Genomic DNA, 23,436 nt, shown 5'->3' on the forward strand with positions numbered 1-23,436 from the left:
TTGTTCGCCATCGGCGCGCACCGATGCCGATCCGATGCCGACGCCCCTCGGTGCCGGCACTTCGATGTGCAGAACGTCATCGTACGAACCGGGGATTCCCGAGCCGGTCATCCGGTGGGTCAGGTCACGTGGACGGTCAAACGCCCGGTGACCGCGAATTCACCCTACCCGCGTGCGGTAACGGCTGTCCGAGCCGGACCCGGGCACACCGCATTCCGGCCCGCTCGCCCAGGCCCAGCGGGCTCCCGTGGCGTCGGTGAAGCGTACGACCAGCGCCGGCCGGCCCTGGAACCGGGCGTAGTCGACCACCTCGACCACCAGCGGGCCCCGGCCGTGCTCGGCCTTGATCTCGCCGATGCAGGCGCCCAGTGCGGCGGGGTCGGTGAGCCGGTCGAGCCCGGTGACGGAGCCGGGCAGCCGCCCGCCCTCCGCCTGCACGCCGGGCTGCTCCGCGGACGGACCGCCGGTGAACGGTCGTGACTTCGGCGACGACGGAAGGGCGGCCAGGGACTCGGGCGTGTAGTCCGTCCCGCTGCGCACCGACGGCTCGCCCGAGATCCGGAACGGCGTGGCGGCGGCGGGGTCGGCGTCCTCACGGGGCACGGCCCCGGGCAACGCCGTGTCCGCGGCTCCGCCCGTCTGCTGGTCGCCGGTGAGCTGGCTGACGCCGAGCCCGACCGCCGCGATCGACACGGCGGCCAGCGCGACCGGCCCGGCCAGCCGGGTCCAGCGGCGCCGCCGTCGGCCCGGCCCGGTGGCCCCGCCGCGGCCCGGCTCCGACCGGGGTACGCCGGCAGGACGTCTCCCGGACCCGCCGAGCGGCTGTGTCGGCACCGCCCCGACGCCCGTCCTGACCGCCGGCTGTCCCGCGGGCCGTTCCTCGGCGGACGCCGCGTCGTCCTCCGCCTCACGGCGGCCCGGCTCGGCCGGGTCCGGCTCGGACGGGTCCGGAGCGGCGGAGCCCACGGCACCGGGCTCGGACGCGGTGGCGTGGGCCAGGGCGGCGACGATCCGGTCGGCGACGTCGGCCGGCATCTCGGGCGCGGACGCGCCCCAGGCGGCCAGGTCCGCGCGGACGTCCGTCACGGCCGGGGCCAGCAGCGCGTACGCCTGCGCCCAGTCGGCGTCCTTGTCGACCAGTCGGGCGACGAGATCCTCGTCCGGGGTGCCGTCCAACGCCCCGCCGAGGTAGTCGGCGAGCAGGTCGTGGTCGACCTCCCTGTACCCCCCGGCAGTCACGCGTCCTCCTGGTGGAGATCCCGCCGGGACCGTCCCGACCCCGATGGGACGCCCTCGGGCGACCGCGGGTTCCCTCGGGTGACGGCCGGCACGTTCGGATCCGTCGTCGGGGCCGGCTCCGCCCGCTGCGGAGTGGACCGTGGCTCCGTCTGCTGCGTCGTGGGGCGGGGGCGCAGGTGCCCGAGCTGCGTCGCCAGGCGGGCCCGGCCCCGGGCACACCGGCTCTTGACCGTCCCCTCGGCCACGTCGAGGATCCGGGCCACCTCGGCGACGGGGTAGCCCTGCACGTCGACCAGGATCAGCGCCGCGCGCTGCTCGGGCGGCAGCTCGGCGAGCGCCTGCCGGACCACGAGCGCCGTGTCGTGGTCCTGGACGGGTGCCGCCGGCTCGACGCCCCCGGTGCCGGAATCGGTGTCCCGGACCCCGTCCGGCAGCGGCACCGTCGGGTGCGCCTGGCGACGGCGGATCCGGTCCAGGCACGCGTTCACCACGATCCGGTGCAGCCAGGTGGTGACCGCCGAGTCGCCCCGGAACCGGCCGGCGGCGCGGTGGGCGGACAGCAGGGCGTCCTGGAGGGCGTCGGCGGCCTCCTCGCGGTCGCCGACCGTGCGCAGGGCCACCGCCCAGAGCCGGTCCCGGTGACGGTGGAAGAGCTCGGCGAAGGCGTGCGGATCGCCGGCCACGTGGGCGTGCAGGAGGTCGAGGTCCGCAGCCCCGGGCGGCGGCGCCGACGACGAGACCGGCGGACCCGCTGGTCCACCGGTCACCCGTTCCCCGCGTACGCCCATCACCACGTCCGGCGGATGCGGTGCCCGGAGCGCGGTGGCCGCCTCACGATCCCTGGACCGTGATCTCCTGGACGCCGAGCTTGAAGCCGCCGTCGCTCGAAGGCAGCTCGGTGATCCAGAACAGCAGGTAGCGGTACTTCACGTCGGCGTTGAAGCCGTTGAAGGTCATCTTGGTGCCTTCGTGCTCCTCGAACGGCTGGCCGATCGCCGTCTTCTTGTAGTCCGCGAAGAGCTGGGCGTCGCCGGAGGACGACGACGGCCGGTCGGTGGTGCCGGCGTAGAGCTGGGCGGAGGCGCCCCGGGCGGAGAGGAGGACCTGCACGGACTTGACGGTGTGCTCGCCGCCGAGGTCGATCCACACGCCCATGCCCTGCTTGAGGTTGCCGAAGTTGGCGCGTCCCCGGTAGGTCTGGGTCTCCCAGCCCTCGTCCTCGTTCCCGTCGAACACCCTGTCGGCGTTCCTGACCTCGGTGCGGTCGCCCTCCGGGTCGATGATCCGGGCGTTGCTGATCTTCAGCGGCCCGGCGGTGACGGCGGCCGGGGTGGCGTTTCCGGCGGGCGCGTTCGACGAGGGCGCGGCGACCGGGTTGGGCTGTGGGCCGTCGTCACCGCCACCCAGGGCGGTGATGCCGATCAGGAGGCCGACCAGGGCGACCGCGAGGAGGCCGGCGATGCCGATCGCGACCTTGCGTCCGCCGGCGGCGGCGAGTGGCGACGGCTCCTCGCCCGTGTCGGCCGTGAAGCGCAGCGGGCCGCCGTTGTCGAGGAACTGCTCGTCGGCCGGCACGTCCAGCCGGGCCAGTTCGGCCGCGAGCACGTCCGACGAGGGCGGCTCGATCTCGGCGTCGAGCAGGTCCATGGTGAGGTCGTCGAGGTACGCGGGCACGCCCGCCCGCACCTGCCGGGGCGCGGCGAGCGCGCCCCCCGCGTCGCGTACGGCGTCGGGGATGGCGGCCCGGCCGTGGCCGGCGGTGGCGCCACGCAGCGGGGCCTCGGCGTGCGGCCAGTGCCCGGTCAGGGCGAAGTAGAGGACCCCGCCGATCGCGCGGACGTCGCTCTGCTGGCTGTCGGCGCCGTCGGTGCGCGCGTCGGCCAGCACCACCCGGCCGTCGTCACTGATCATCACCGTGCCGGGGTGGACGTTGCCGTGCACCATGCCGGTGGCGTGCACCGCGGCGAGGGCGCTGGCGACCGCGTTGCCGATGGTGGTGGCGCGCGCCGGGTCCAGCGGCCCGTCGGTGACCAGCTCGCGCAGCGACTGCCCGTCGACCCACTCCCGCACCACGTACGCCCGCTCGGCCTCGTCGATCGCGTCGTAGACGCCGACCAGGTTGGGGTGGATGACGCGGCTGGCCGCGACGGCGCCCTGGAGCATCTCGGTGGCCGAGTCGCCACCCGGGTAGCGCAGCACGACCGCGACGGGACGGCGCAGGATGACGTCGACCCCGCGCCAGACCAGCCGACCCGCGCTGTCGTTGTTGATGTGCTCGACCAGCTCGTAACGCTCGGCGAGGACCTCACCGGCCGTGGGAGCACCGAAGGTCATGACCTGAGGAGCGCTCTCCTCCGCCTCCTGACCTTCGCCGACCTGGGTCACCCGTCCTCCCTCGGTGATCGTGTCGATCGATGGACCCGCGCTGCTGGGCATGTGGCTTCCCGCTCTGCCTTCGAAGGAACCGGCCGACCGGTGTCGACGCGGAGCGTCGGCGCCTGCCGTACCCGTCGAGAGCGACCTTACCCGGGTTGGCCGTCTCCCCGACATGTCATCTTCGCGCCGCTCCCGGGCCGAGCTGCCGGCAGGCGGCCGACTTGTCCGGTTGCTACCGTTGTCAGCCACGTTGCTGGCACATGTACTGGCCAATCTAGAGGTTGACCGCAAGCGACCACAGAGAGGGGGCCGGCCAACGCGGCGATCGCGCCGACGCTGCCGGGTTCCCGCCGACCGGGCCACCATGCTCAGCCGTACGGCTGGTTATCCACAGGCCTTTTCGGTGCCTGAGCGGTGAATCACAGAGTTATCCACAGGCGCATCCCCAGGCTGGTGATCCTCGTTCACAGAGAGTGGAGTCCGCCCGCAGGACGGCCGCCAGCCGGGCAGTCGGGATTCGGTCAGCGGCCGAGCCGGCGGCGGACCATGCCCACGACCTCGGTGATCTCGCCGATCCGCAGGACCATCGCCAGCCCGAGGTACGTCCCGCCGATCACCGCGCCACCGACCACGAGCTGGACCGCCGCCGCCAACCAGCTCAGATTCTCCGGGTCGCCGGGCAGCAGGTTCACTACCAGCAGCCCGACCAGAGCCGCCCCGAGCGCGGCCACCAGCACCTTGCCCATCGTTCGCGTGATCAGGCCCAGGCCGATCCGCCCCACCCGGGGCCGGAGCAGCATGGCGGAGATCACCGCCGCGGCCACGTACGAGATCGCGTTGCCGAGCATCATGCCCGCCGCCGCGAAGGTCGGCGAGAAGACGATGAAGAGGCCGACCTGGACCAGCACCCGCAGCGCTACCACCGGGATGTTGACCAGCGCCGGGGTGCGGGTGTCCGGCAGGGCGTAGAAGGCGAAGGTGAAGAGCTGGCTGATCGCGAACGGCACCAGCCCCACCGCGGCGACCAGCAGCACCGTCGAGGTGGCCAGCGCGTTGTCGCCGGTGAAGGCTCCGTACCGGAAGACCACCACCGAGATCGGCGCGGCCAGCACCGCGTAACAGACCGCGATCGGGGCGAGCACCGCGGTGACCATCCGGGTGCCCCGGGACAGGTCGGCGGTGAGGTCGTGGAACCGACCGTCGGCGGCGGCTCCGCTCATCCGGGGCATCAGCGCGGTGATGATCGAGACGGCGATGATGCCGTGCGCCATCATCAGGAGCAGGAAGACGTTGTTGTAGATCAGCAGGCCGGCGCTGTTCTCGCCGGCCGCGCGGGTGAGCAGGTTGACCACCACGAAGAGACCGAGCTGGTTGACCGCGACATAGCAGAACATCCAGGCGCCGAGCTTGGCCAGCTCGCTCAGCCCCAGCTCACGGAAGTCGAAGCGCCACTTCCAGCGGAAACCCACCTTGCGCAGCGCCGGAAGCAGGCCTGCGGTCTGCACGGCCACGCCGAGCAGGGTGCCCCCGCCGACCAGCAGGATCTGGCCCCACCCCATCTGGTCCGGGCGAATCACCTTCGCGCCGTAGACCACGATGTAGAGGCCGAAGATGCCGATCACCACGAGGTTGTTCAGGATCGGCGCCCACATCGGTGCGGCGAAGTGCCCCCGGGTATTCAGCACCGCAGCGATCAGCGCGCTCACGCCGGTGAAGAACAACATCGGCAGCATCAGGTACGACAGGTTGGTGACCAGGTCGGTGTAGTTCTCGTCCTTGCCGCCGGCGTAGAGGGCGGTCAGCGCCGGAGCCAGGGCCAGCGCGATCAGCACCGCCGCGGCCAGCGCGAGCACCGCCAGCGTGAGCAGTCGCTGCGCGTACGCCTCGCCCCGGTCGGGGTCGGCCTTGCGGCGGCGTACCAGCACCGGGATCAGCACGCTGGTGAGCACGCCACCGAGTAGGAACTCGTACACCTGGTTGGGCAGGAACACAGCGGTGGTGAACGCGTCACCGACCAGGCTGCCGAGCGCCGCGCCGATCATCAGGTTGCGAATGAAGCCGGTACCCCGGCTGACCAGGCTGCCGGCCGCCATCACCGCGCTGTTCGCCGCGGCGCTGGTTTCCGCGACCACCTCCTGCGGGGGCGCGGTGGCCTCCACGCCGGGCTGGTTCAGCGGGTCGGCGGAGATGAAGGTGGCGTCGTCGCCCGGCGGCGGCCCGCCTCCCTGCGCGGCGTTCGCGCTGCGGTAGAGACCGCCGCTCATCTTGTCGCCTCCAAGGCAGAGAGGTACGTCGGAGCCGGGGCACGGCCCGCACGTCACAGACGATAGTCAACGGCCACCCGTTACCCGCGCCCGGCGGACCGCATCCCCGCCGGGACCGATAGTCTGGCGCTCCCATGTCCGAAGCCTCCGCTCCCCACGCCGCCGACCGCCGCGAACTCACCGCCGCACAGCGCAACGCCGTCGCCGAACTGCTCCGGGTCTCCCCGGTCGCCGACGAGTTGGGCCGCCGGTTCGCGCGGGCCGGCCACGAGCTGCACCTGGTGGGCGGTTCGGTACGCGACGCCCTGCTCGGCCGCCTCGGCGACGACCTCGACTTCTGCACCGACGCGCACCCCGACGAGACCCTGCGCATCGTGCGCGGCTGGGCCGAGTCGATCTGGGAGACCGGCCGAGAGTTCGGCACCATCGGATGCCAGCGCGACGGGCTGCGGCTGGAGATCACCACCTTCCGCGCCGAGTCCTACGACCAGGTCAGCCGCAACCCCGTCGTCGAGTACGGCACCGACCTCGCCGAGGACCTGCGGCGGCGCGACTTCACCATCAACGCGATGGCGGTCAGCCTGCCCGAGCACCGGTTCACCGACCCGCACGGCGGGCTCGACGACCTGGCCGCCAAGGTGATCCGCACCCCGGGCACCCCGGCGGAGTCGTTCGGCGACGACCCGCTGCGGATGCTGCGCGCGGCCCGGTTCGCCGCCCAGTTGCGCTTCGCGGTGCACCCCGACGCGTACGCGGCGATGACCCGGATGGCCGGCGACCTGGACCGGATCACGGCCGAGCGGATCCGCGACGAGTTCACCAAGCTGCTCTGCGGCGCGGACCCGATCACCGGGCTGCGGCTGCTGGTCGACACCGGGCTCGCCGAGCGCTTCCTGCCCGAGCTGACCGGGCTCAAGCTGGAGATCGACGAGCACGCCCAGCACAAGGACGTCTACGAGCACACCCTGACCGTGGTGAGCAACGCCGTCTCGTACGAGACGGAGGGGCCGGACTTCGTCCTGCGGATGGCCGCGCTCATGCACGACGTCGGCAAGCCGGCGACGAAGGCGGTGGGCTCGGACGGCCGGGTCAGCTTCCACCACCACGAGGTGGTCGGCGCCCGGCTCACCAAGGTCCGGATGAAGGCGCTGCGCTACCCGAAGGAGATCACCTCCAAGGTCACCGCGCTGGTGGCGCTGCACCTGCGCTTCTACGGCTACGGCCGGGGCGAGTGGACCGACTCGGCGGTGCGCCGCTACGTCGCCGACGCCGGTGACCTGCTGCCGCGCCTGCACAAGCTGACCCGGTCGGACTGCACCACCCGCAACCGGCGCAAGGCGGCCCAGCTCGCCGCCGACTACGACGCGCTGGAGGAGCGGATCGCCCGGATCGCCGCCGAGGAGGACCTGGCGCGGGTCCGGCCCGACCTGGACGGCAACGCCATCATGGAGCTGCTGGGCGTGCCGCCGGGACCCGTCGTCGGACAGGCCTGGAAGCACCTCAAGGAGCTGCGCCTGGAGCGCGGCCCGCTGGACCGCGACGAGGCCGAGGTGGAGCTGCTGCGCTGGGCCCGCGACGAGGGCATCGTCGAGTAGTCCCGCCAGGCGCCACGGGACCTCGCACCGGCCACGTCGACCTCCACGAGCCGGTCCGCCGCGGACCGCGCCCGACGAGACGAGCAGGGCGCCGCCCCCGGCCGGGGACGGCGCCCTTCCGCACTCAGCGGATCCGACCGCTGCCGGGTCGCGTCAGCGGGTCTCGACCGCCGTGCCGTCGACCGGCGGCTTGCCGTTGCCGGTGGTCGCCGCCGCCGAGCCGAGCTTCCCCAGCAGGCCGGCCAGGTCGATGCCGGTCAGGTCGCTGCCGAGCTGGAGCCCCTGGGCCACGTTGCCCGCCACCGACTTGGTCAGCGACGAGGCGCCGTCGGTGGAGATGACCGTCATCTTGTCGATCGCGCCGATCGGGGCGCTGGCCGCCTCGACCACCTGCGGCAGCACCTTGACCAGCAGGTCCAGCACGGCGGCCTCGCCGTACGCCGCGAAGGCCTCGGCCTTGCGGGCCATCGCGTCGGCCTCGGCCTGCCCCTTGGCCAGGATGGCCGCGGCCTCGGCCGCACCCTCCCGCTCGACCGCCTCGGCGATGGCGGAGCGGCGGCGCTGCTCGGCCTCACCCTCCTTGGCGCCCTCGATCGCGTTGGCCTCGGCCAGCGCGGCCCGGCGGGCCCGCTCGCCCTCACCCGTGAGCCGGGCCTGCTCGGCGGCGGCCTGGGCGGCGGCGATGACGGCTTGGCGCTGCGCGTCGGCGTTGAGCACGGCCGCGTTGCGCGACGCCTCGGCCTCCTGCTCCACCTTGTACCGGGCGGCGTCGGCCGGCTTGCGCACCTCGGTGTCGAGCTGACGCTGCTTGAGTTCGGCGTTGCGCTCGGCGACCTTCTGCTGCTCGGAGAGGATCGCCTGGTCGCGCTCGGCCTGGGCCAGCGGCCCGGCGGCGGCGGACTTCGCCTTGGCCGCGTCGATCTCCGCCTGGATGGCGGCCTGCTTCAGCGACAGGTTCCGGTTGGCCTCGGCGATCGCCTCCTCGGCGAGCAGCCGCTCCTGCTCGGCCTGCTGCCGGGCCCGCGCCTCGGCGATGGCCGCGTCCTTGAGCACCCGGGCCGCCTCCGGCCGGCCCAGGTCCTGGAGGTAGGAACCCTCGGCCAGGATGTCCTGGAGCTGGAAGGTGTCCAGCACCAGGCCCTGGTTGGTCATCGAGTGCTCGGCCTCCTCGGCGACCGCGCTGGCGAACGCCGCCCGGTCCCGGATGACCTCCTCGACGGTGAGCCGGCCGACGATCGAGCGCAGCGCGCCGGCCAGCACCTCCCGGGTGAAGTCCTCGATCTCGTCCTGCTGGTGCAGGAAGCGCTGCGCGGCGGCGCGGATGGCGTCCTCGGTGCCGCCGACCTTGACGATCGCGACGCCGTGCAGGTCGGCGCGGATGCCCTGCTTGCTGACCGCGCCCTTGATGCCGACGTCGATCCGCCGGCTGGACAGGTCGAGCGACTGGAGCTTCTGCACCACGGGCAGGACGAACACGGACGCGCCGAGCACGACCTTCTGCCCGGAGTTGTCGGTCGACCGGCCGCCGTCGGCGGTCTGCGTGGTGCGGCCCTTGCGGCCGGTGACGATGAAGGCCTCGTTCGGCCCGGCGACCTTGATGCGGGAGAGCACGAAGAGCACGAGCACGAGGACGAGGAGGACCGCGCCGCCGATGGCGATGAGTAGGGGCATGTGACCGTCCTGTTTCTTTACGAGGGGGTTCAGTAGGTCTCGACGTGCACGCTGGTCTCGCTGAGCGCCTCGACCACGAAGATCTGGGCGCCGACCGGGATCGGTCGGTCGGCGCGGGCGTTGAGCTTGACCGGCTGGCCCGCCACCCGGACCCGGACCTCGCCGTAGCCGTCGGCGGGCACCGGGGTGACCACCAGGCCGAGGGCGCCGACCAGGTGGTGGCGGGTGGGGGTGGGATCGGTGCGCATGTCGCGGGCCGCCCGGCTCAGCCGGGCCGCGGCCCAGGCGGTGGGCACGGCCGCGACGACGCCGCCGGCCAGGGCCACCGCGATCATGCCGGGGGTACGCCCACCGATCAGCTCGTTGACGATTGCGGCGCCGAAGCCGAGCGCTCCGGTGAACCCGGCGACCGCCTCCACCGACACCGGACCGTCGAAGTCCGGGTTGCCGAAGTGGAGCAGCTCGCCGCCGAGCAGGGCGAGCGCCAGCACCGCGACGCCCGCGCCGCCGATGATGAGGAAGATCAGCGTCCCCGTGGCCACGGCCTGCACGGTATCGGTGGCCCGCAACGTCGGCCGGGGGCGTCGGCTCGCCCGGGCCGCGACCCGGGCGCTCAGCGGGGCGCGACCGCCAGGGTGAGGTTGACCTCCAGCGACGGGGGGAGGGCCTGCCGCGCCAGTTCCCGTCCGTCGAGGTCGACCAGCGCCATCTCGGCCGTCCAGCCGACGCGGTACAGCAGCTGGTCGTCGGCCACCCACACGGCGTCCTGGGCGGGGGCCGGGCCGATCACCCGCCCGGTCGCCACCTCCGCCACCTCCGGGCCGTCCTGGCCCTTGATCACCACGAGCCGGCCGTTCGGCGACCACGACCAGGGGCCGGCGGGGTCGCCGGGGACGGGCACGAACCGCGTCGGCCGGCCGTCGGTGGCGGAGAAGAACTGCACGCCCCGCCGCGCGTGCGGCCGGGACTCCGAGCGGGGGACGTCCGGGTCGGTCTGCTGGAGCGCGACCTCCCGGCCGTCCCGGGCCCAGGTGAAGAAGCACTGGTCGGTGCAGAAGTAACGGTTCGTGTCCACCGGGAAGGTGCGGTAGGCGCCGGTGGCCGCGTCGAGCACGCCGAGGGAGAACCGGGCGCTCTCCTTGTCCAGCAGCGTCAGCGCCAGCCGCCGCCCGTCGGGCGACCAGTGCGGGGTCATGATGTGGCTGCCGGTGCGGACCCAGCGGACCGTCCCGTCGCGCAGGTCGAGCAGGCCGATCTGGCCGGCGCGTTCGTAGTCGACGACGGCGGCGGTCCCGCCCCGGGGCGCGGCCCAGGTCTCCTCGTACCGGCGGTCGACGGCGACGTACCGGCCGCGTTCGCGGTCCAGGGCGTACCCACGCTCGGCGGGGGTGCCGGTGGAGGTGGCGCCGGTGAGCACCCAGTCGCCGGGCAGCGTCACGACCGCGCGCGTCCAGTCGCCGGTCGGCGCGGGAACGACGGGCATCGTGCGCGGAGCGGCCGACACCGTCGCCGCCAAGGTGACGACCGGCGCGGCGGCCGTGTCCTGGGTGGCGCCGGGGCGCAGCCAGACGTACGGCCCGACGAGGGCGACCAGTGCCGCGAGGGCGCCGCCGGCCGCGGCCGTGCGGCGTCGGCGACGCAGCCGTCGGCCCCGGAGCAGGGCCCGGTCGGCGAGGTCGGGCACCGCCCGGGCCTCGGCCGCGATCTCCCGTACGGCGGAACGCAGGACGTCCTCCCCGGAGCCGTTCATGGGACCTCCTCCGTGACGCTGTCGTCGAGGGCGGGTACCAGTCGTCGCAGTCTGGCCAGCGCCTTCGAGGTCTGGCTGGCGACGGTGCCCGCCCGGCAGCCGAGCAGCGCGGCGGTCTGCTCGACGCTGAGGTCCTCCAGGTAGCGCAGGGTCAGCACGGCGCGCTGTCGGGGCGGCAGCGACAGCAGCGCGTCGCGCAGCAGCATCCGCAGGTCGGCGTCCTGCCCGCTGTCCCGGCTCCCGACCCGCTCGGGCAGCACCGCGACCGGCACCTCCGGCCGCCGGGACCGGCGCCGCCATCCGGAGACCTGGTCGTGGTAGAGGATCCGTCGCACGTACGGCTCGGCGTCGCCGCGGATCCGGGGCCACCGGGCGTACGCCTTGGCCAGCGCGTTCTGCAGCAGGTCCTCGGCGCCGTGCTGGTCGCCGGCCAGGGCGTACGCGATGCGCAGCAGGACGTTTCCCCGTTCGTTGACGAACGCGGTGAACTCCCCGTCGGTCCCTTCGGTCACCGCCCACCTCCGGTAGCTCTGACGCCTACCGGCGTCCGAACTTTGCCTCGCCAGCAATCTAGCTGTTGACAAGATTCGGGCGGAGCACCAATCTTGACATCGACAAGAAGGAGGTTCCCGTGTCCTCGGCAACCCTGACCACCGCCGGCATCCTGCTGATCACCGTCGTCACGATCGCGTACGGCGGGCTGACCCTGCTCATGCACCTCACCCGGCGCAAGGCCGGCTACCTGGACAATCCGGTGCGCCGGGGGCTCTGGACGGCCGGGCACGCGCACGCCGGGGTGCTGGTCCTCTTCGCGCTGGCCGTGCTGCCCTACGTGGACCAGGCCGACGCGTCCGACGGCACGCGTACGCTCATCCGCACCCTGCTCGTGGCCGCGCCCATCCTGATGCCGCTCGGCTTCTTCCTCTCCGTGGCCCGGCCGCGGGACACGAAGCCGAACAAGCTGATCTGGCTGACCGTGGCGGGCGGTGCCAGCCTCGGCGCCGGTGCCCTGCTGCTCGGCTTCACCCTGCTCTGACCGGCCGGACGTCTCCCGTCGGCGGCCCGGATGCACGGTGACCCCCCCCCGGCGGCTCGGGCGGGAGCCCTGTCGGGGCGCCGGGGGACAATGGGGGGATGCGCTGGACCGTGCTCGACTCCCCGATCGGCGAGTTCTCCGTCGCCACCGACGGGACCCATGTGCGCCGGGCCCACTTCGGCCGGGTCGACGGAGCCACCGAGGAACCGGGCGACGAGGCGGCCCGACAGGCGCTGGCGGAGCTGCGGGCGTACTTCGCGGGCGAGCTGACCGGCTTCGCGGTGCCGCTGGCGGCGCCGGGCGGGTCCGACTTCGAGCGGGGCGTCTGGCGGGAGATGACGCGCATCCCGTACGGGGAGACGCTCACCTACGGCGAGGTGGCCCGCCGGCTCGGCGACCCGGGTGCCGCCCGAGCGGTCGGGGTGGCCTGCAACCGCAACCCGATCCCGGTGCTCGTGCCGTGCCACCGGATCGTCGGCGCCGGCGGCAAGCTGGTCGGTTTCGGCGGCGGGCTGGACCGCAAGGTGAAGCTGCTGGAGTTGGAGGCCGGGGTCGCCCTGCGACGCGCCTGGTCCTGAGGCGGTGCGACGCGGTCCTGACGGCAGGTCGCCGACCGCTCGACCTGTGTGACGGCGATGGTCGTCGCGCGTACGGCTGCGGGGCCGGACGTGGCGAGGGCCGGGTCCGCACGGACCCGGCCCTCGATGGTGCTGGTGTCAGCGCGTCAGCGCTCGACGTCACCGGCGATGAACGCCTCGACGGCGGCGTGCGCGTCGTGGTCGGCGTACTGCACCGGCGGGGACTTCATGAAGTACGACGAGGCCGACAGGATCGGGCCGCCGATCTTCCGGTCCAGCGCGATCTTCGCGGCGCGGACGGCGTCGATGATGACACCGGCCGAGTTCGGCGAGTCCCACACCTCGAGCTTGAGCTCGGCGTTGAGCGGGGTGTCGCCGAAGGAGCGACCCTCCAGGCGGATGTACGCCCACTTGCGGTCGTCCAGCCACGGCACGTGGTCCGACGGGCCGATGTGCACGTCGCTCTTGCTCATCTCGTGCGGGATCTGCGAGGTGACCGACTGGGTCTTCGAGATCTTCTTCGAGACCAGGCGGTTGCGCTCCAGCATGTTCATGAAGTCCATGTTGCCGCCGAAGTTGAGCTGGTACGTGCGCAGCAGCTCGACGCCCCGGTCCTCGAACAGCTTCGCCAGCGCCCGGTGCACGATGGTGGCGCCGACCTGGCTCTTGATGTCGTCACCGACGATCGGCAGGCCCGCGTCCTCGAACTTCTTGGCCCACTCCGGATCGGAGGCGATGAAGACCGGAAGCGCGTTGACGAACGCGCAGCCGGCGTCGATCGCGGCCTGGGCGTAGAACTTGTCGGCCTGCTCGGAGCCGACCGGCAGGTACGAGACCACGACGTCGACCTGCGCGTCGCGCAGCGCCTGGGCGACGTCGACCGGCTTGGCGTCGGACTCCTCGACGATCTCGCGGTAGTACTGGCCCAGACCGTCGAAGGTCGGACCGCGCTGCACGGTGACGCCGGTCGGCGGCACGTCGCAGAGCTTGATGGTGTTGTTCTCGCTGGCGACGATCGCCTCGGCGAGGTCCATGCCCACCTTCTTGGCGTCCACGTCGAACGCCGCGACGAACTGCACGTCCGAAACGTGGTAGTCGCCGAAGGTGACGTGCATGAGACCCGGGACGCGGTCGTTCGGGTCGGCGTTGCGGTAGTACTCCACGCCCTGCACGAGGGACGAGGCGCAGTTACCCACACCGACGATGGCGACGCGGACGGAGCCCATAGCGTCTGCCTCCTTCTTCTTCATCACGGCCGCTCTTTCCTGGACTCTCCAGGCGGAGGCGGGCTGTTGTCTTCTCGTCGGCCGCCGGCCGTCCCGGTTGACGGGACCGTCGGGGCACGGCCGGAGCGCTCGTTGGCGATGAGCTCCTCCAGCCAGCGGACCTCGCGCTCACAGGCGTCCAGGCCGTGGCGCTGCAGTTCCAGCGTGTAGGCGTCGAGCCGCTCGGCCGCCCGGCCGAGCACGTCGCGAAGCCCTTCGCGGCGTTCCTCGATCTTTCGCCGGCGACCCTCCAGGATGCGGAGTCGGGTCGCCTGGTCGGTCCGGGCGAAGAACGCGAAGTGCACGCCGAAACCCGTGTCGTCGTACGTCTCCGGCCCGGTCTGTGCGATCAGTTGGGCGAAGCGTTCCTTGCCCTCCGCGGTGATTTCGTAGACCACCCGACCTCGTCGGCTGGTCAGCGCGGGAACCTCCTCGACAGTGGCGGGTGCCTCCGCGGCCTCGGTGATCCAGCCCGCCGCCTGCAACCTGCGCAGCGTGGGATAGAGCGAGCCGTAGCTGATCGCCGCCCTGATCGCGCCGAGCTTGGCGGTCAGCTCCTTGCGCAGCTCGTAGCCGTGCATCGGAGACTCCTGCAGGAGGCCGAGGATGGCGAGCTCGAGCACGGGCCATCCTCTCTGTACCCTCTACGCGGAGCGGTAACCGCCGCGATGTATCGGACCGATACATCGCACGCTAGCGGATCGTCGTGATCAGGGCAAACCCCCGCTCCGAGGTTCTCCCGTCACGCATCGTCACCGTGGTCGCCCCGTCCGACGAGACCGCGTACCCTTCTCCGCATGCGTACGCAGCGCCAGGTGGTCGACTACTCGCTCCGGAAGCGAGCGGTGCTGCGTGAGCTCCTCGCGGGCCGGGTCGGCACGTACGACGTCTGCGACGCCTCGCCCTACCTGAAGAACGCCGCCCGCTTCCACGGCGAGCCGACCGACGAGCGGTGTCCGATCTGCCGGAGCGAGAACCTGACCCACGTCCACTACATTTACGGCGACGAACTCAAGCAGTCCGCCGGGCAGGCCCGGACACTGGCCGAGTTGCCGGTGCTGGCGATGACGGTGCGTGAGTTCCAGGTCTTCGTGGTGGAGGTGTGCCTCGGCTGCGACTGGAACCACCTCGTCGAGCAGTACCTGCTCGGCCGGGACGGGCTGACCGGAAGCCCGGAGGGCGGGCAGGATCAGGACGCGGTGGGCGGCGCGGCCGCCTCGGGCAACGGTACGGGCGGTCGACGGAGGCGAGAGGCGCAACGGTGATCTTCGCTCGATCGGCCGACCCCGGCCAGCGCACGCACGCCCGGGGAGACCGACGGATCGTTGGTCTGATTGGCCCGATTGATTCGCAAGTGGCACCGGTCGACCGGCACGCGCGTGCCGCCCTCGACGGGTGTCCCATCTCACGGCAAACCGGTGGCGGCGCAGTCGCGTCCCACCGCGACGGCAGGGTGTGAGGAATGAACTCGTACGGCGATTCCAGTTCCCCGCGCGGGCGGGCCCAGATTCCGGGCCAGCACGGCGACCCCGGCGGTGACGCCTCCGGGGGCGGCTGGTCGGCTGCACAGGAGGGTACGGCACCCGCAGGTCGCGCCTCGGTCGCGCCCCGGGCCGGCACCGGCGGACGGGCCTCGGTCGGCGGCTCGGCCGCCGTTCCGCCGCGTGGCGGTTCCGGTTCGGCGTCGGCGGCCGTACCGCCGCGTGCCGGCTCGGCCCCGGTGGGCTCCGCCTCGGTGGGTTCGGCCTCCGTCGGTCGGGCGGTGCCGGGCCGGGCCTCCGTGCCGGTCTCTCCGGCGCCGGCCGCGGGCCGGGCGGCGGGCGCGGGTCGCGCGTCGGTGCCGGTCTCCCCGGCGGCCGGCGGGCCGGCCGGTCGTGCCTCGGTGGGCTCCGCAGCAGTCGGCGCCGCACCGGCCGGACGGGCCAGCGTCGGTTCGGCGGCGGTCGGCGGCGTCAGCGGCCGGGCCTCGGCCCGGGCGAGCGTCTCCCCGGCCGCAGGCGGGCCTGGTGGGCCCGGCGGGCCGACCGGCCCCGGCCGGCGCGGGCGCGGCGCGGGCGACCCGGCCGGCGCGGCGCGGGCGAAGAAGCGCAAGCGGGTCAACATGCTGATCGCCGCCTTCGCCGTGTTCATCATGCTCGCGGGGCTCGGCGTCGTCGGCTTCACCTACTACTCGACCAACGTGGTCCTCCCAGAGGACACCACGCCGCCGCAGGCGACCACCCTCTACGCGGCCGACAACAAGACGATCATCGCGAAGGTCGGCACGCAGAACCGGACGCTGGTCACCATCGAACAGATCCCGAAGCACGTGCAGGACGCGGTCGCGGCGGCCGAGGACCGCAACTTCTACGAGCACTCCGGTGTGGACTACAAGGGCATCGTCCGGGCCGCGTGGAACAACGTCTCCGGCGGCAGCAAGCAGGGCGCCTCGACGATCACCCAGCAGTACGCGCGGAACGCGTTCGACAACCTGAAGGACGACACCTACGCCCGGAAGGTCAAGGAGGCGATCCTCGCCTCCAAGCTCAACGACGAGTACACCAAGCCGCAGATCATGCAGCACTACCTGAACATCATCTACTTCGGGCGGGGCGCGCACGGCATCGAGGCGGCGGCGCAGACGTACTACGGCAAGCCGGCGAACAAGCTGAGCGTGGCCGAGGGCGCGGTCCTCGCGGCGCTGATCAAGCAGCCGGAGGCCGGCGCGGGCCACAAGGGCTACGACCCGGCGGTCAACCTCACCGACGCCAAGTCCCGCTGGGAGTACGTCATCAGCGGCATGGTCGCCGAGGGCTGGCTTAACGCACCCGGCAAGCCGCCGGCGCCCACCCTGGCCGACTACCCGATGCCCAAGAAGCCGAACCAGGGCGGCGCCGGCATCGACTACGGCGTCAACACCCCGTACGGCAACGTGATCAACTACGTCAAGCAGGAGATGCGGGACAAGGGTATCTGCGTCGACAAGGAGGATCAGGTCACCGACGCCAAGCCGCTCTGTTCCCAGGCGCTGATGTCGGGCGGCTACAAGATCCGCACCACGATCGACACGAAGATCCAGAAGGCGGCGGTCGAGACCGCCCAGCGCAAGACCAAGGGGTCGGAACTCTCCGACCAGCCGAAGAACCTGATGGCGGCGGTGGTGGCCATCGACCCGAAGAACGGTCGCGTGCTCGCCTACTACGGCGGCGACAACGGCACCGGCACCGACTACGCCGGCAAGAACATCGACTCCTCCGGCAACCCCTACGGCGGTCACCCCCCGGGCTCGAGCTTCAAGATCTACACCCTGGCGGCGGCGCTCAAGGAGGGCAAGGCCCTCGAGTCGCGCTGGAAGGGCAGGGCGTTCACCCCGAAGGACACCAAGTTCAAGGTCAGCAACGCCGGCGTCGACAACCCGGAGTGCGGCAACTCCTGCACCCTGACGGTCTCCACCCTCAAGTCGCTGAACGTGCCGTTCTATCACGTCACCGAGGCGATCGGCCCGGACAAGGTCGTCGACATGGCGGCCAAGGCCGGCGTCAGCATGATGTGGCGCTCGGACACCAACCCGCCGAAGGGCTACGACCTCACCAAGACCGACCCGAAGGACATCGCGCCGAGCCCGTTCTTCCACGTCGTCGGCTACGGCCAGTACCCGATCACCGTCCTGGACCACGCCAACGGCGTCGCCACCTTCGCCAACCAGGGCCGCTACCACAAGGCCCACTTCCTCTACTCCGTGGAGAAGCGGGACGAGGTGACCGGCAAGTGGAAGAAGATCGCCGACGAGGGTGCGCTCAAGGGGGAGCAGCGCATCGACAAGGACGTCGTGGCGGACGTGACCTCGGTGCTGGAGCGGTATCCCGCGCAGGTCAACCACCGGCTCGACGACGGCCGTAAGGCGGCCTCCAAGACCGGTACCTGGGAGCTCAAGTCGGACAGCGACGACAACGGCGACGCCTGGATGATCGGCTACACCCCGCAGATCGCCACCGCTGTCTGGGTCGGCAACGTCAAGGACCGCAAGCCGCTCAAGCTGAAGGACGGCACCAAGATCAGTGGCGGCAACCTGCCGGGCACCATCTGGGAACGGTTCATGGACGAGGCACACAAGGTCAAGGACTGGGAGAAGAAGGACTTCCCGCCCGCGGCGAACGTCGGCGACCCGAACACCGGCAACGGCGAGGCGCCCCCGCCCCCGCCGCCCCCCTCGGGCCAACCGACCTGCGACCCGCTGGGCCTGTTCTGCCCGGGCGGCAACAACGGTGGTGGGAACAACGGCGGTGGTAACCCTCCGGGCGGCCCCGGTGGCCCCGGCGGGCCCACCGCGCCCACCGTCCCGACCGATCCGCGCCCCGGCCGGGACGGCGGCGGCGGCGGGCTGCTACCGAGCCTGACGCCCAGACCGGACAACGACTGATCGACGAACGCCGCCGGCGGCCGGAGCACCTCTCCGGCCGCCGGCGGCGTTTCGCGTATCGACGTGTCGTGAGAGGGAGGGGACGCGGAGGCCCGATGTACGGCAGGATGCACCTTCATGAGCACGCAGTCGACGCGAGGCATCGACGACGCCGGTGCCCCTGACCATCCGTCCCGCTCCGACGGCTTCGTCCGGGGCCTCTCCGGCGCCATCGGCGGCCCGCTGGGCGACCACGCCGTCGCCCTGGACCGGCCCACCGGGCGGGAGAGCCGGTTCTGGACGGCGACCCGCATCGTCCTGGCCCTGGTCTGCCTGACCCTGGCGTTGCACTGGGTGCAGAAGTCGCCCTGCCAGGACGGCGCCTGGCAGAACAACGTGCAGTACACCCGGTTCTGCTACACCGACGTCCTGGCGCTCTACTACGCCGAGCGGCTCAACGAGGGTGCGGTCCCCTACCAGGACCACCCCGTCGAGTACCCGGTCCTCACCGGCTACTTCATGGGCGCCCTCGGCCTGCCCGTGCACGCCCTCGGTCAGAACGACTCGGGGCTCAACCAGGGCATGTGGTTCTACAACCTGAACGCGCTGGTGCTCGGCGCGCTGGCGGTCGCCACGGTGGCGGTGCTCCTCGCCCTGCGCCGCCGCCGACCATGGGACGCCGCGCTCTTCGCGCTCGCCCCCGCGCTGATGCTCACCGCCACGGTCAACTGGGACCTGCTCGCCATCGGCCTGGCCGCGTTCGGCCTCTTCGCCTGGGCCCGCAGCCGCCCGCTGGCGGCCGGCGTCCTGCTCGGTCTCGCCGGGGCGGCCAAGATGTGGCCGCTGTTCATCCTCGGCCCGATCCTGGTGCTGGCGCTGCGCGCCGGGCGGCTCCGCGCCGCCCTCACCGCCTTCGGCGCGGCCCTGGTCTCCCTGGTCCTCGTGAACCTTCCGGTCGCCATTCCCTACCGGGAGAACTGGGACCGCTTCTTCGAGCTGAACTCGACCCGGCCCATCGACTGGGGCACCCTCTGGTACATCGGCCGCTACCTGGACGGAAAGTTCGGCAACGCCAACCCCGCCGATCTCGGGCCGTTCGAGTGGCTGAACGTCAACATCCCGACGCTGAACACCCTGTCGTACGCCCTCTTCGGGCTGGCCTGCCTCGGCGTGGCCGCGCTGGGACTGCTGGCCCCGCGCCGGCCCCGGCTCGCCCAGCTCGCGTTCCTGGTGGTCGCCGCCTTCCTGATCTTCAGCAAGGTGTGGTCGCAGCAGTTCGTGCTCTGGCTGCTGCCGCTGGTGGTGCTCGCCCGCCCGAAGTGGGGCGCGTTCCTGGCCTGGCAGGTGGCCGAGGTCGGCTACTTCGTGGCCTTCTACGGCGAACTGCTCGGCGCGGCGACCAGCAAGCCGGTCTTCCCGGAGGGCGTCTTCGTGCTGGCGTCGACCCTGCGCCTGGCCACCGTGGTGGTGCTCTGCGTGCTGGTCGTCCGGGAGATCCTGCGGCCGGAACTCGACCCGGTGCGGCGGACCTACGCCGACGACCCGGACGGCGGGCCGCTCGACGGGGCCCCGGACGCGCCCTGGCTCGACCGCTGGCGACGCCGTCCCGAGGTGCCGGCCGAGCCGACACCCGCCGCCGTCTGACCGCTCCCGGCCGTCGGAGGCGACCCCGACGGCCGGGAGAACGCCGGTCAGAGGCGGTAGACGACCACGTCGCCGATCTCCTCGCGGGTGATGCCGAGCCCGTCGACCGGTGCGTCGACGGTGACCTCCCAGGGCGTGCCGACGATCTGGTCGCGCATCAGCAGCACGTTGCGGACCCCGAGGACGCGCAGGTAGTCGACGCTGACCTGGTCGGGGAAGGAGACCGTCACCCGGCGTACGTCGTCGAGCTGCCGCGGCGTGAAGCCGCTCCCGCCGTTCACCACGTCCTGGAACCGGCTCGTGGACCAGAGCATCACCGGCTGGTCGAGGCTCTGGTTGCTCGGCAGCACCAGCAGCGGCCCGTCCACGGTCCGCATCGTCGCCGGCTGGGGCGGCACGACCGGGTGCGGCGTGGCGTTCAACCCCTCGCCGATCACCAGCACCAGCGGCAGCAGGGTGGCCAGCCGCAGCCACGGGCTCGGCCAGGAGGGGATCCGCTCGGCGTAGACCTCCCGGACCCGGGCGGCGAACGCGCTGACCGCGCCCGCCGCGAGCAGCCCGAGCAGCAGCGTCGTCCAGAGCATCAGCCGGCCGGGGGTGCGGATGCCGTTCCACCCGGGCAGGTGCTCGAACAACGGCACGTAGGTGAAGGTGCCGTCGAAGAACCAGGTGCCCATGGCGAGCACCATGGTCACCACCACTCCGGCGAACAGGAGCACCCGGTGGCGCACCTTCCAGACCGAGAAGAAGAGCCCGCCGATGGCGAGGGCGTAGAGCACGAAGCCGGGCAACAGGGTCATCTCGGCGTGCGAGGCCAGTGTGGCCCGCGCGCCCTCGTGCAGTGCGCCCCAGACCCGCGACTCGGCCGGTGCGGTCAAGAAGCCGGTCGCGGGCGGGGAGTAGAGGTCGATGTCGCCGATGGACCGCTCCGCCTGCGGGTGCAGCTCCGCCACCTTGAAGTACGGGATGGCCAGCAGCCCGCCGACGCCGGCGAACAACAGACCGCCGACCAGGTCCGCGATGAACAGCCGGCGGCCGAACGGGCGCTTGACCGGCCGGATCACCCACCGCCGCAGGAACCAGGTGACGGCCGCGACCAGCACGGTCCCGGCGAGGAAGTACGCGAACGGCAGGCCGATGCCGAAGCCGAGACTCAGTTGCCAGGCCGCGACCAGCCAGCCGGTGTAGATCCAGCCGTCGTGCCGGCGCTCGGGGCGGTACCCGTACCGCAACGACCAGCCGTGCCCCCGGGCGAGCATCGCCAACGCCAGCGGGATGCCGCCGTTGGAAATCACGTGCAGGTGCCCGGCCTGGGCCAGCAGCCACGGCGCGTACGCGAAGCTCGCCCCGGCCACCGCGGAACCGATCCGGCCCGCGCCGAGCTGCCGGGCCAGCGCGTACGCCCCGAGGGTGGCGAGCGCGTGGGCCAGCACGAACATGATGTTGTAGCGGAGCACGGCGGCTTCGGGGCCGGTGCCGATCATGCCCGCCGGGGCGTACCCGAGCAGGGTGTCGGAGAAGGCGAAGCTCCAGGACTCCGGGAAGAAGGTGTTCGACTGCCACAGCTGCGCCGGATTGGTCAGCAGGATGTGCCCCGACCAGGCCATCTGCCACGCCTGGAGGCTGGGGTCCCAGTAGTCCTGCGGCAACGTGTGCCGCGGGTAGCGCAGCGTGGGCCAGGTCATCAGCACGGCCAACGCCAGCGAGGCGAACGCCGCGAGCGTCCACTCGTGGATCAGCAGGCGGCCGACCGAACGCGCGGCGCGGCCGATCCGGGAAGGCACCGGTTCGGGGGCGGACGCGAAGGCCTCCCACCGGTCCGGCTTGCCCTCCTTGTCGCCCCCGTCCTCGTTCTTGCCGGCAGCCTTGTCGCTGCCCTTGCCCGCGCCCTCGCCGACCGCCCCGGCCGCACCGGCTGAGCCCACCTTCGCGTCCGCCTTGTCGGCCGCGCCCTTGGCACCGTCCTCGCCGGCTGCGCCTGCCACGGCGTCCGCGCCCTTTGCGCCGTCCTTGGCGGCTGCGCCTGCCTTGTCGGCCGCGCCCTTGCCGCCGTCCTTGCCGGCTGAGCCCGCCTTCGCGTCCGCCTTGCCCGCCGTGGTGGCGACCTCGTCGGCCCCGCCCGCCGTGGTGGCGACCTCGTCGGCCCCGCCCGCCGTGGTGCCGGCCTTACCGTTTCCCGTCTCGGTCGCGCCGACCCTGTCGGCTCCGACCGCCTTGGCTTCGGCCCCGGCCCTGGCCTGGGCCGTGTCAGCACCGGGTCGGGTTCCACCGGTGCCGAATTCGGCCGCCCCGGCCTTGGGTTCGGCCGCCCCGGCCTTGGGTTCGGCCGCCCCGGCCTTGGGCTCGGCCGCCCCGGCCTTGGGCTCGGTTCTGCCGGTTCCGCCGGTTCTGGCGGCCGAGCCGGGCGTGGCACCGGCCGTGTCGGTCTTCCCGGCGGCTTCCGTCTTCTCGGCAGCGTCGACCTTCTCGGCGGCGGCGTCGGGACGGGGGCTGCCGGCGGCGGACTGCTCGGTCGTCATGCCGCCGGGCTCCCCGTGCCCAGTCGGTCGCGCAGGAAGGCGATGTCGGCGCCCTGACCGTCGACCCCGCCGGGGGTCTCGACGATGACCGGCGCGCCGGCCGCGCGGATGACCGCCACCACCAGCTCCGGGTCGATCGTGCCGCCGTCGAGGTTGTCGTGCCGGTCCTGACCGGAGTTGAACGCGCCCTTGGAGTTGTTGGCGTGGATCAGGTCGATCCGCCCGGTGATCGCCTTCACCCGGTCGACGAGCCCGAGCAGTTCCTCGCCGCCGGCGTGGGCGTGGCACGTGTCCAGGCAGAAGCCCACCTCGTGGTCGCCGACGGCGTCCCAGAGCCGGGCGAGCGCGTCGAGCCGCCGGGCGCAGGCGTTGTCACCGCCGGCGGTGTTCTCGATCAGGACCGGCACGTCGAAGCCGCCGGAGTCCGCCGCGTACGCGAAGGTCTTGCGCCAGTTGTCGAAGCCGACGGCCAGGTCGTCGCCGGCGTTGACGTGCCCACCGTGCACGATCAGCCCCTTGGCGCCGATGGCGGCGGCCGCCTGGGCGTGCCCGAGCAGCAGCTTGCGGCTGGGAATCCGGATCCGGTTGTTCAGGGTCGCGACGTTGATGACGTACGGCGCGTGCACGTAGAGGTCGACGCCCGCGGCCCGCAGCCGGTCCGCGTCCTCCCGCGGCTTCGGTGCCTTCCACCCCTGTGGGTCGGAGAGGAAGAACTGCACGGCCTCGGCTCCTCGGGCGGTCGCCTCCGCCACCGGGTCGGTCGAATCGACGTGGGCTCCGATACGCATGCACGGGAGCCTACGTCGCGTCGCCGACAGCCGGGATGACGGCGGTGGCGGACTCGCCGGTCCCACGCGTCACCTGCCGGCGCCAGCGGTCGTTGATGCGAGTGGGATCCACGGTTGCCGCAGCCGGCCCGGAACGGCGCAGGTCGGCCTGCCGGGGGCGCGTCGAACCGCCCGAGAGCGGGGGCACCCCTGCCGCGCGGCCCGGCGCGGCAGGGGCCCGCCCCGACGGAACCGGGGTCAGCGGGAAATTTGTCGGAGAATTCCGCCATTTCCTCCGACAAGGGGCAAGTGCCGTTGTAACGTCAGGTAACAACACGATAAAGCTCCGCGGGG

Annotated in this window: 18 protein-coding genes; 6 read left to right on the forward strand and 12 right to left on the reverse strand. The window is 72.5% G+C overall.

Going from position 1 to position 23,436, the window contains the following annotated elements:
* Positions 1-159: 159 nt before the first annotated feature.
* The 4 genes from AB0883_RS14035 to murJ all read right to left on the reverse strand — a co-directional run bounded on the left by AB0883_RS14035 (position 160) and on the right by murJ (position 5,879).
* Complete coding sequence (locus tag AB0883_RS14035) at positions 160-1,239, reverse strand: hypothetical protein (protein WP_366641513.1); 1,080 nt, start codon at positions 1,237-1,239, stop codon at positions 160-162.
* Complete coding sequence (gene sigM / locus AB0883_RS14040) at positions 1,236-2,006, reverse strand: RNA polymerase sigma factor SigM (RefSeq protein WP_366641514.1); 771 nt, start codon at positions 2,004-2,006, stop codon at positions 1,236-1,238. The genes AB0883_RS14035 and sigM overlap by 4 nt, the downstream gene beginning before the upstream one ends.
* A gap of 64 nt (positions 2,007-2,070) precedes the next feature.
* A complete protein-coding gene (locus AB0883_RS14045) occupies positions 2,071-3,675 on the reverse strand; it encodes a protein kinase family protein (RefSeq protein ID WP_366641515.1) in 1,605 nt (534 codons plus the stop codon).
* A 461-nt stretch (positions 3,676-4,136) separates the two neighbouring features.
* A complete protein-coding gene (murJ, locus tag AB0883_RS14050) occupies positions 4,137-5,879 on the reverse strand; it encodes a murein biosynthesis integral membrane protein MurJ (RefSeq protein WP_366641516.1) in 1,743 nt (580 codons plus the stop codon).
* Positions 5,880-6,013: 134 nt separating this feature from the next.
* Between murJ and AB0883_RS14055 the strand changes: the two genes are divergently transcribed.
* Positions 6,014-7,474, forward strand: coding sequence for a CCA tRNA nucleotidyltransferase (locus tag AB0883_RS14055; RefSeq protein ID WP_366641517.1), 1,461 nt, complete (start codon positions 6,014-6,016; stop codon positions 7,472-7,474).
* Between the two features lie 153 nt (positions 7,475-7,627).
* On the opposite strand, the gene AB0883_RS14060 is transcribed toward AB0883_RS14055, so the two are convergent.
* The 4 genes from AB0883_RS14060 to AB0883_RS14075 all read right to left on the reverse strand — a co-directional run bounded on the left by AB0883_RS14060 (position 7,628) and on the right by AB0883_RS14075 (position 11,407).
* Complete coding sequence (locus AB0883_RS14060) at positions 7,628-9,145, reverse strand: flotillin family protein (protein ID WP_101413437.1); 1,518 nt, start codon at positions 9,143-9,145, stop codon at positions 7,628-7,630.
* Positions 9,146-9,174: 29 nt separating this feature from the next.
* Positions 9,175-9,696, reverse strand: coding sequence for a hypothetical protein (locus AB0883_RS14065; RefSeq protein WP_366641739.1), 522 nt, complete (start codon positions 9,694-9,696; stop codon positions 9,175-9,177).
* A gap of 62 nt (positions 9,697-9,758) precedes the next feature.
* A complete protein-coding gene (locus tag AB0883_RS14070) occupies positions 9,759-10,895 on the reverse strand; it encodes a hypothetical protein (RefSeq protein ID WP_366641518.1) in 1,137 nt (378 codons plus the stop codon).
* Entirely contained in the window at positions 10,892-11,407 is a 516-nt protein-coding gene (locus AB0883_RS14075; RefSeq protein ID WP_366641519.1) for a SigE family RNA polymerase sigma factor, read from the reverse strand. Before AB0883_RS14075 ends, AB0883_RS14070 begins: the two co-directional genes overlap by 4 nt.
* Positions 11,408-11,526: 119 nt before the next feature.
* On the opposite strand from AB0883_RS14075, the gene AB0883_RS14080 reads away from it, so the two are divergent.
* Together AB0883_RS14080 and AB0883_RS14085 are read left to right on the forward strand one after the other, a co-directional pair.
* Entirely contained in the window at positions 11,527-11,931 is a 405-nt protein-coding gene (locus AB0883_RS14080) for a hypothetical protein (RefSeq protein ID WP_366641520.1), read from the forward strand.
* Between the two features lie 98 nt (positions 11,932-12,029).
* Positions 12,030-12,509, forward strand: a complete 480-nt coding sequence (locus AB0883_RS14085) for a methylated-DNA--[protein]-cysteine S-methyltransferase (protein ID WP_366641521.1) — start codon at positions 12,030-12,032, stop codon at positions 12,507-12,509.
* A 146-nt stretch (positions 12,510-12,655) separates the two neighbouring features.
* On the opposite strand, the gene AB0883_RS14090 is transcribed toward AB0883_RS14085, so the two are convergent.
* Together AB0883_RS14090 and AB0883_RS14095 are read right to left on the reverse strand one after the other, a co-directional pair.
* Positions 12,656-13,735, reverse strand: a complete 1,080-nt coding sequence (locus tag AB0883_RS14090; protein WP_121397427.1) for an inositol-3-phosphate synthase — start codon at positions 13,733-13,735, stop codon at positions 12,656-12,658.
* Between the two features lie 23 nt (positions 13,736-13,758).
* Positions 13,759-14,397, reverse strand: coding sequence for a PadR family transcriptional regulator (locus tag AB0883_RS14095; protein WP_121397428.1), 639 nt, complete (start codon positions 14,395-14,397; stop codon positions 13,759-13,761).
* A 174-nt stretch (positions 14,398-14,571) separates the two neighbouring features.
* On the opposite strand from AB0883_RS14095, the gene AB0883_RS14100 reads away from it, so the two are divergent.
* The 3 genes from AB0883_RS14100 to AB0883_RS14110 all read left to right on the forward strand — a co-directional run bounded on the left by AB0883_RS14100 (position 14,572) and on the right by AB0883_RS14110 (position 19,796).
* On the forward strand, positions 14,572-15,039 hold the full coding sequence (locus AB0883_RS14100; RefSeq protein ID WP_366641522.1) for a DUF5318 domain-containing protein: 468 nt from the start codon (positions 14,572-14,574) through the stop codon (positions 15,037-15,039).
* 197 nt (positions 15,040-15,236) lie between these two features.
* The gene (locus AB0883_RS14105) at positions 15,237-18,173 is read left to right on the forward strand and encodes a transglycosylase domain-containing protein (protein ID WP_366641523.1); all 2,937 of its coding nucleotides are present in this window, start codon (positions 15,237-15,239) and stop codon (positions 18,171-18,173) included.
* Positions 18,174-18,290: 117 nt separating this feature from the next.
* The gene (locus tag AB0883_RS14110; protein ID WP_366641524.1) at positions 18,291-19,796 is read left to right on the forward strand and encodes a glycosyltransferase 87 family protein; all 1,506 of its coding nucleotides are present in this window, start codon (positions 18,291-18,293) and stop codon (positions 19,794-19,796) included.
* 47 nt (positions 19,797-19,843) lie between these two features.
* Here the strand turns inward: AB0883_RS14110 and AB0883_RS14115 are convergent, their stop codons facing one another.
* Positions 19,844-22,315, reverse strand: coding sequence for a hypothetical protein (locus tag AB0883_RS14115; RefSeq protein WP_366641525.1), 2,472 nt, complete (start codon positions 22,313-22,315; stop codon positions 19,844-19,846).
* Complete coding sequence (locus tag AB0883_RS14120; RefSeq protein WP_366641526.1) at positions 22,312-23,103, reverse strand: deoxyribonuclease IV; 792 nt, start codon at positions 23,101-23,103, stop codon at positions 22,312-22,314. Before AB0883_RS14120 ends, AB0883_RS14115 begins: the two co-directional genes overlap by 4 nt.
* Positions 23,104-23,436: the final 333 nt, after the last annotated feature.

Source organism: Micromonospora sp. NPDC047812, from assembly GCF_040704175.1.
GTDB lineage: Bacteria > Actinomycetota > Actinomycetes > Mycobacteriales > Micromonosporaceae > Micromonospora.

Bases quoted from the DNA above. Each gene is read 5' to 3' on its own strand.
- AB0883_RS14045 (WP_366641515.1), bottom strand. From the start codon at position 3,675: ATGCCCAGCAGCGCGGGTCCATCGATCGACACGATCACCGAGGGAGGA.
- murJ (WP_366641516.1), bottom strand. From the start codon at position 5,879: ATGAGCGGCGGTCTCTACCGCAGCGCGAACGCCGCGCAGGGAGGCGGG.
- AB0883_RS14055 (WP_366641517.1), top strand. From the start codon at position 6,014: ATGTCCGAAGCCTCCGCTCCCCACGCCGCCGACCGCCGCGAACTCACC.
- AB0883_RS14060 (WP_101413437.1), bottom strand. From the start codon at position 9,145: ATGCCCCTACTCATCGCCATCGGCGGCGCGGTCCTCCTCGTCCTCGTG.
- AB0883_RS14070 (WP_366641518.1), bottom strand. From the start codon at position 10,895: ATGAACGGCTCCGGGGAGGACGTCCTGCGTTCCGCCGTACGGGAGATC.
- AB0883_RS14085 (WP_366641521.1), top strand. From the start codon at position 12,030: ATGCGCTGGACCGTGCTCGACTCCCCGATCGGCGAGTTCTCCGTCGCC.
- AB0883_RS14090 (WP_121397427.1), bottom strand. From the start codon at position 13,735: ATGGGCTCCGTCCGCGTCGCCATCGTCGGTGTGGGTAACTGCGCCTCG.
- AB0883_RS14100 (WP_366641522.1), top strand. From the start codon at position 14,572: ATGCGTACGCAGCGCCAGGTGGTCGACTACTCGCTCCGGAAGCGAGCG.
- AB0883_RS14105 (WP_366641523.1), top strand. From the start codon at position 15,237: ATGAACTCGTACGGCGATTCCAGTTCCCCGCGCGGGCGGGCCCAGATT.
- AB0883_RS14110 (WP_366641524.1), top strand. From the start codon at position 18,291: ATGAGCACGCAGTCGACGCGAGGCATCGACGACGCCGGTGCCCCTGAC.
- AB0883_RS14115 (WP_366641525.1), bottom strand. From the start codon at position 22,315: ATGACGACCGAGCAGTCCGCCGCCGGCAGCCCCCGTCCCGACGCCGCC.
- AB0883_RS14120 (WP_366641526.1), bottom strand. From the start codon at position 23,103: ATGCGTATCGGAGCCCACGTCGATTCGACCGACCCGGTGGCGGAGGCG.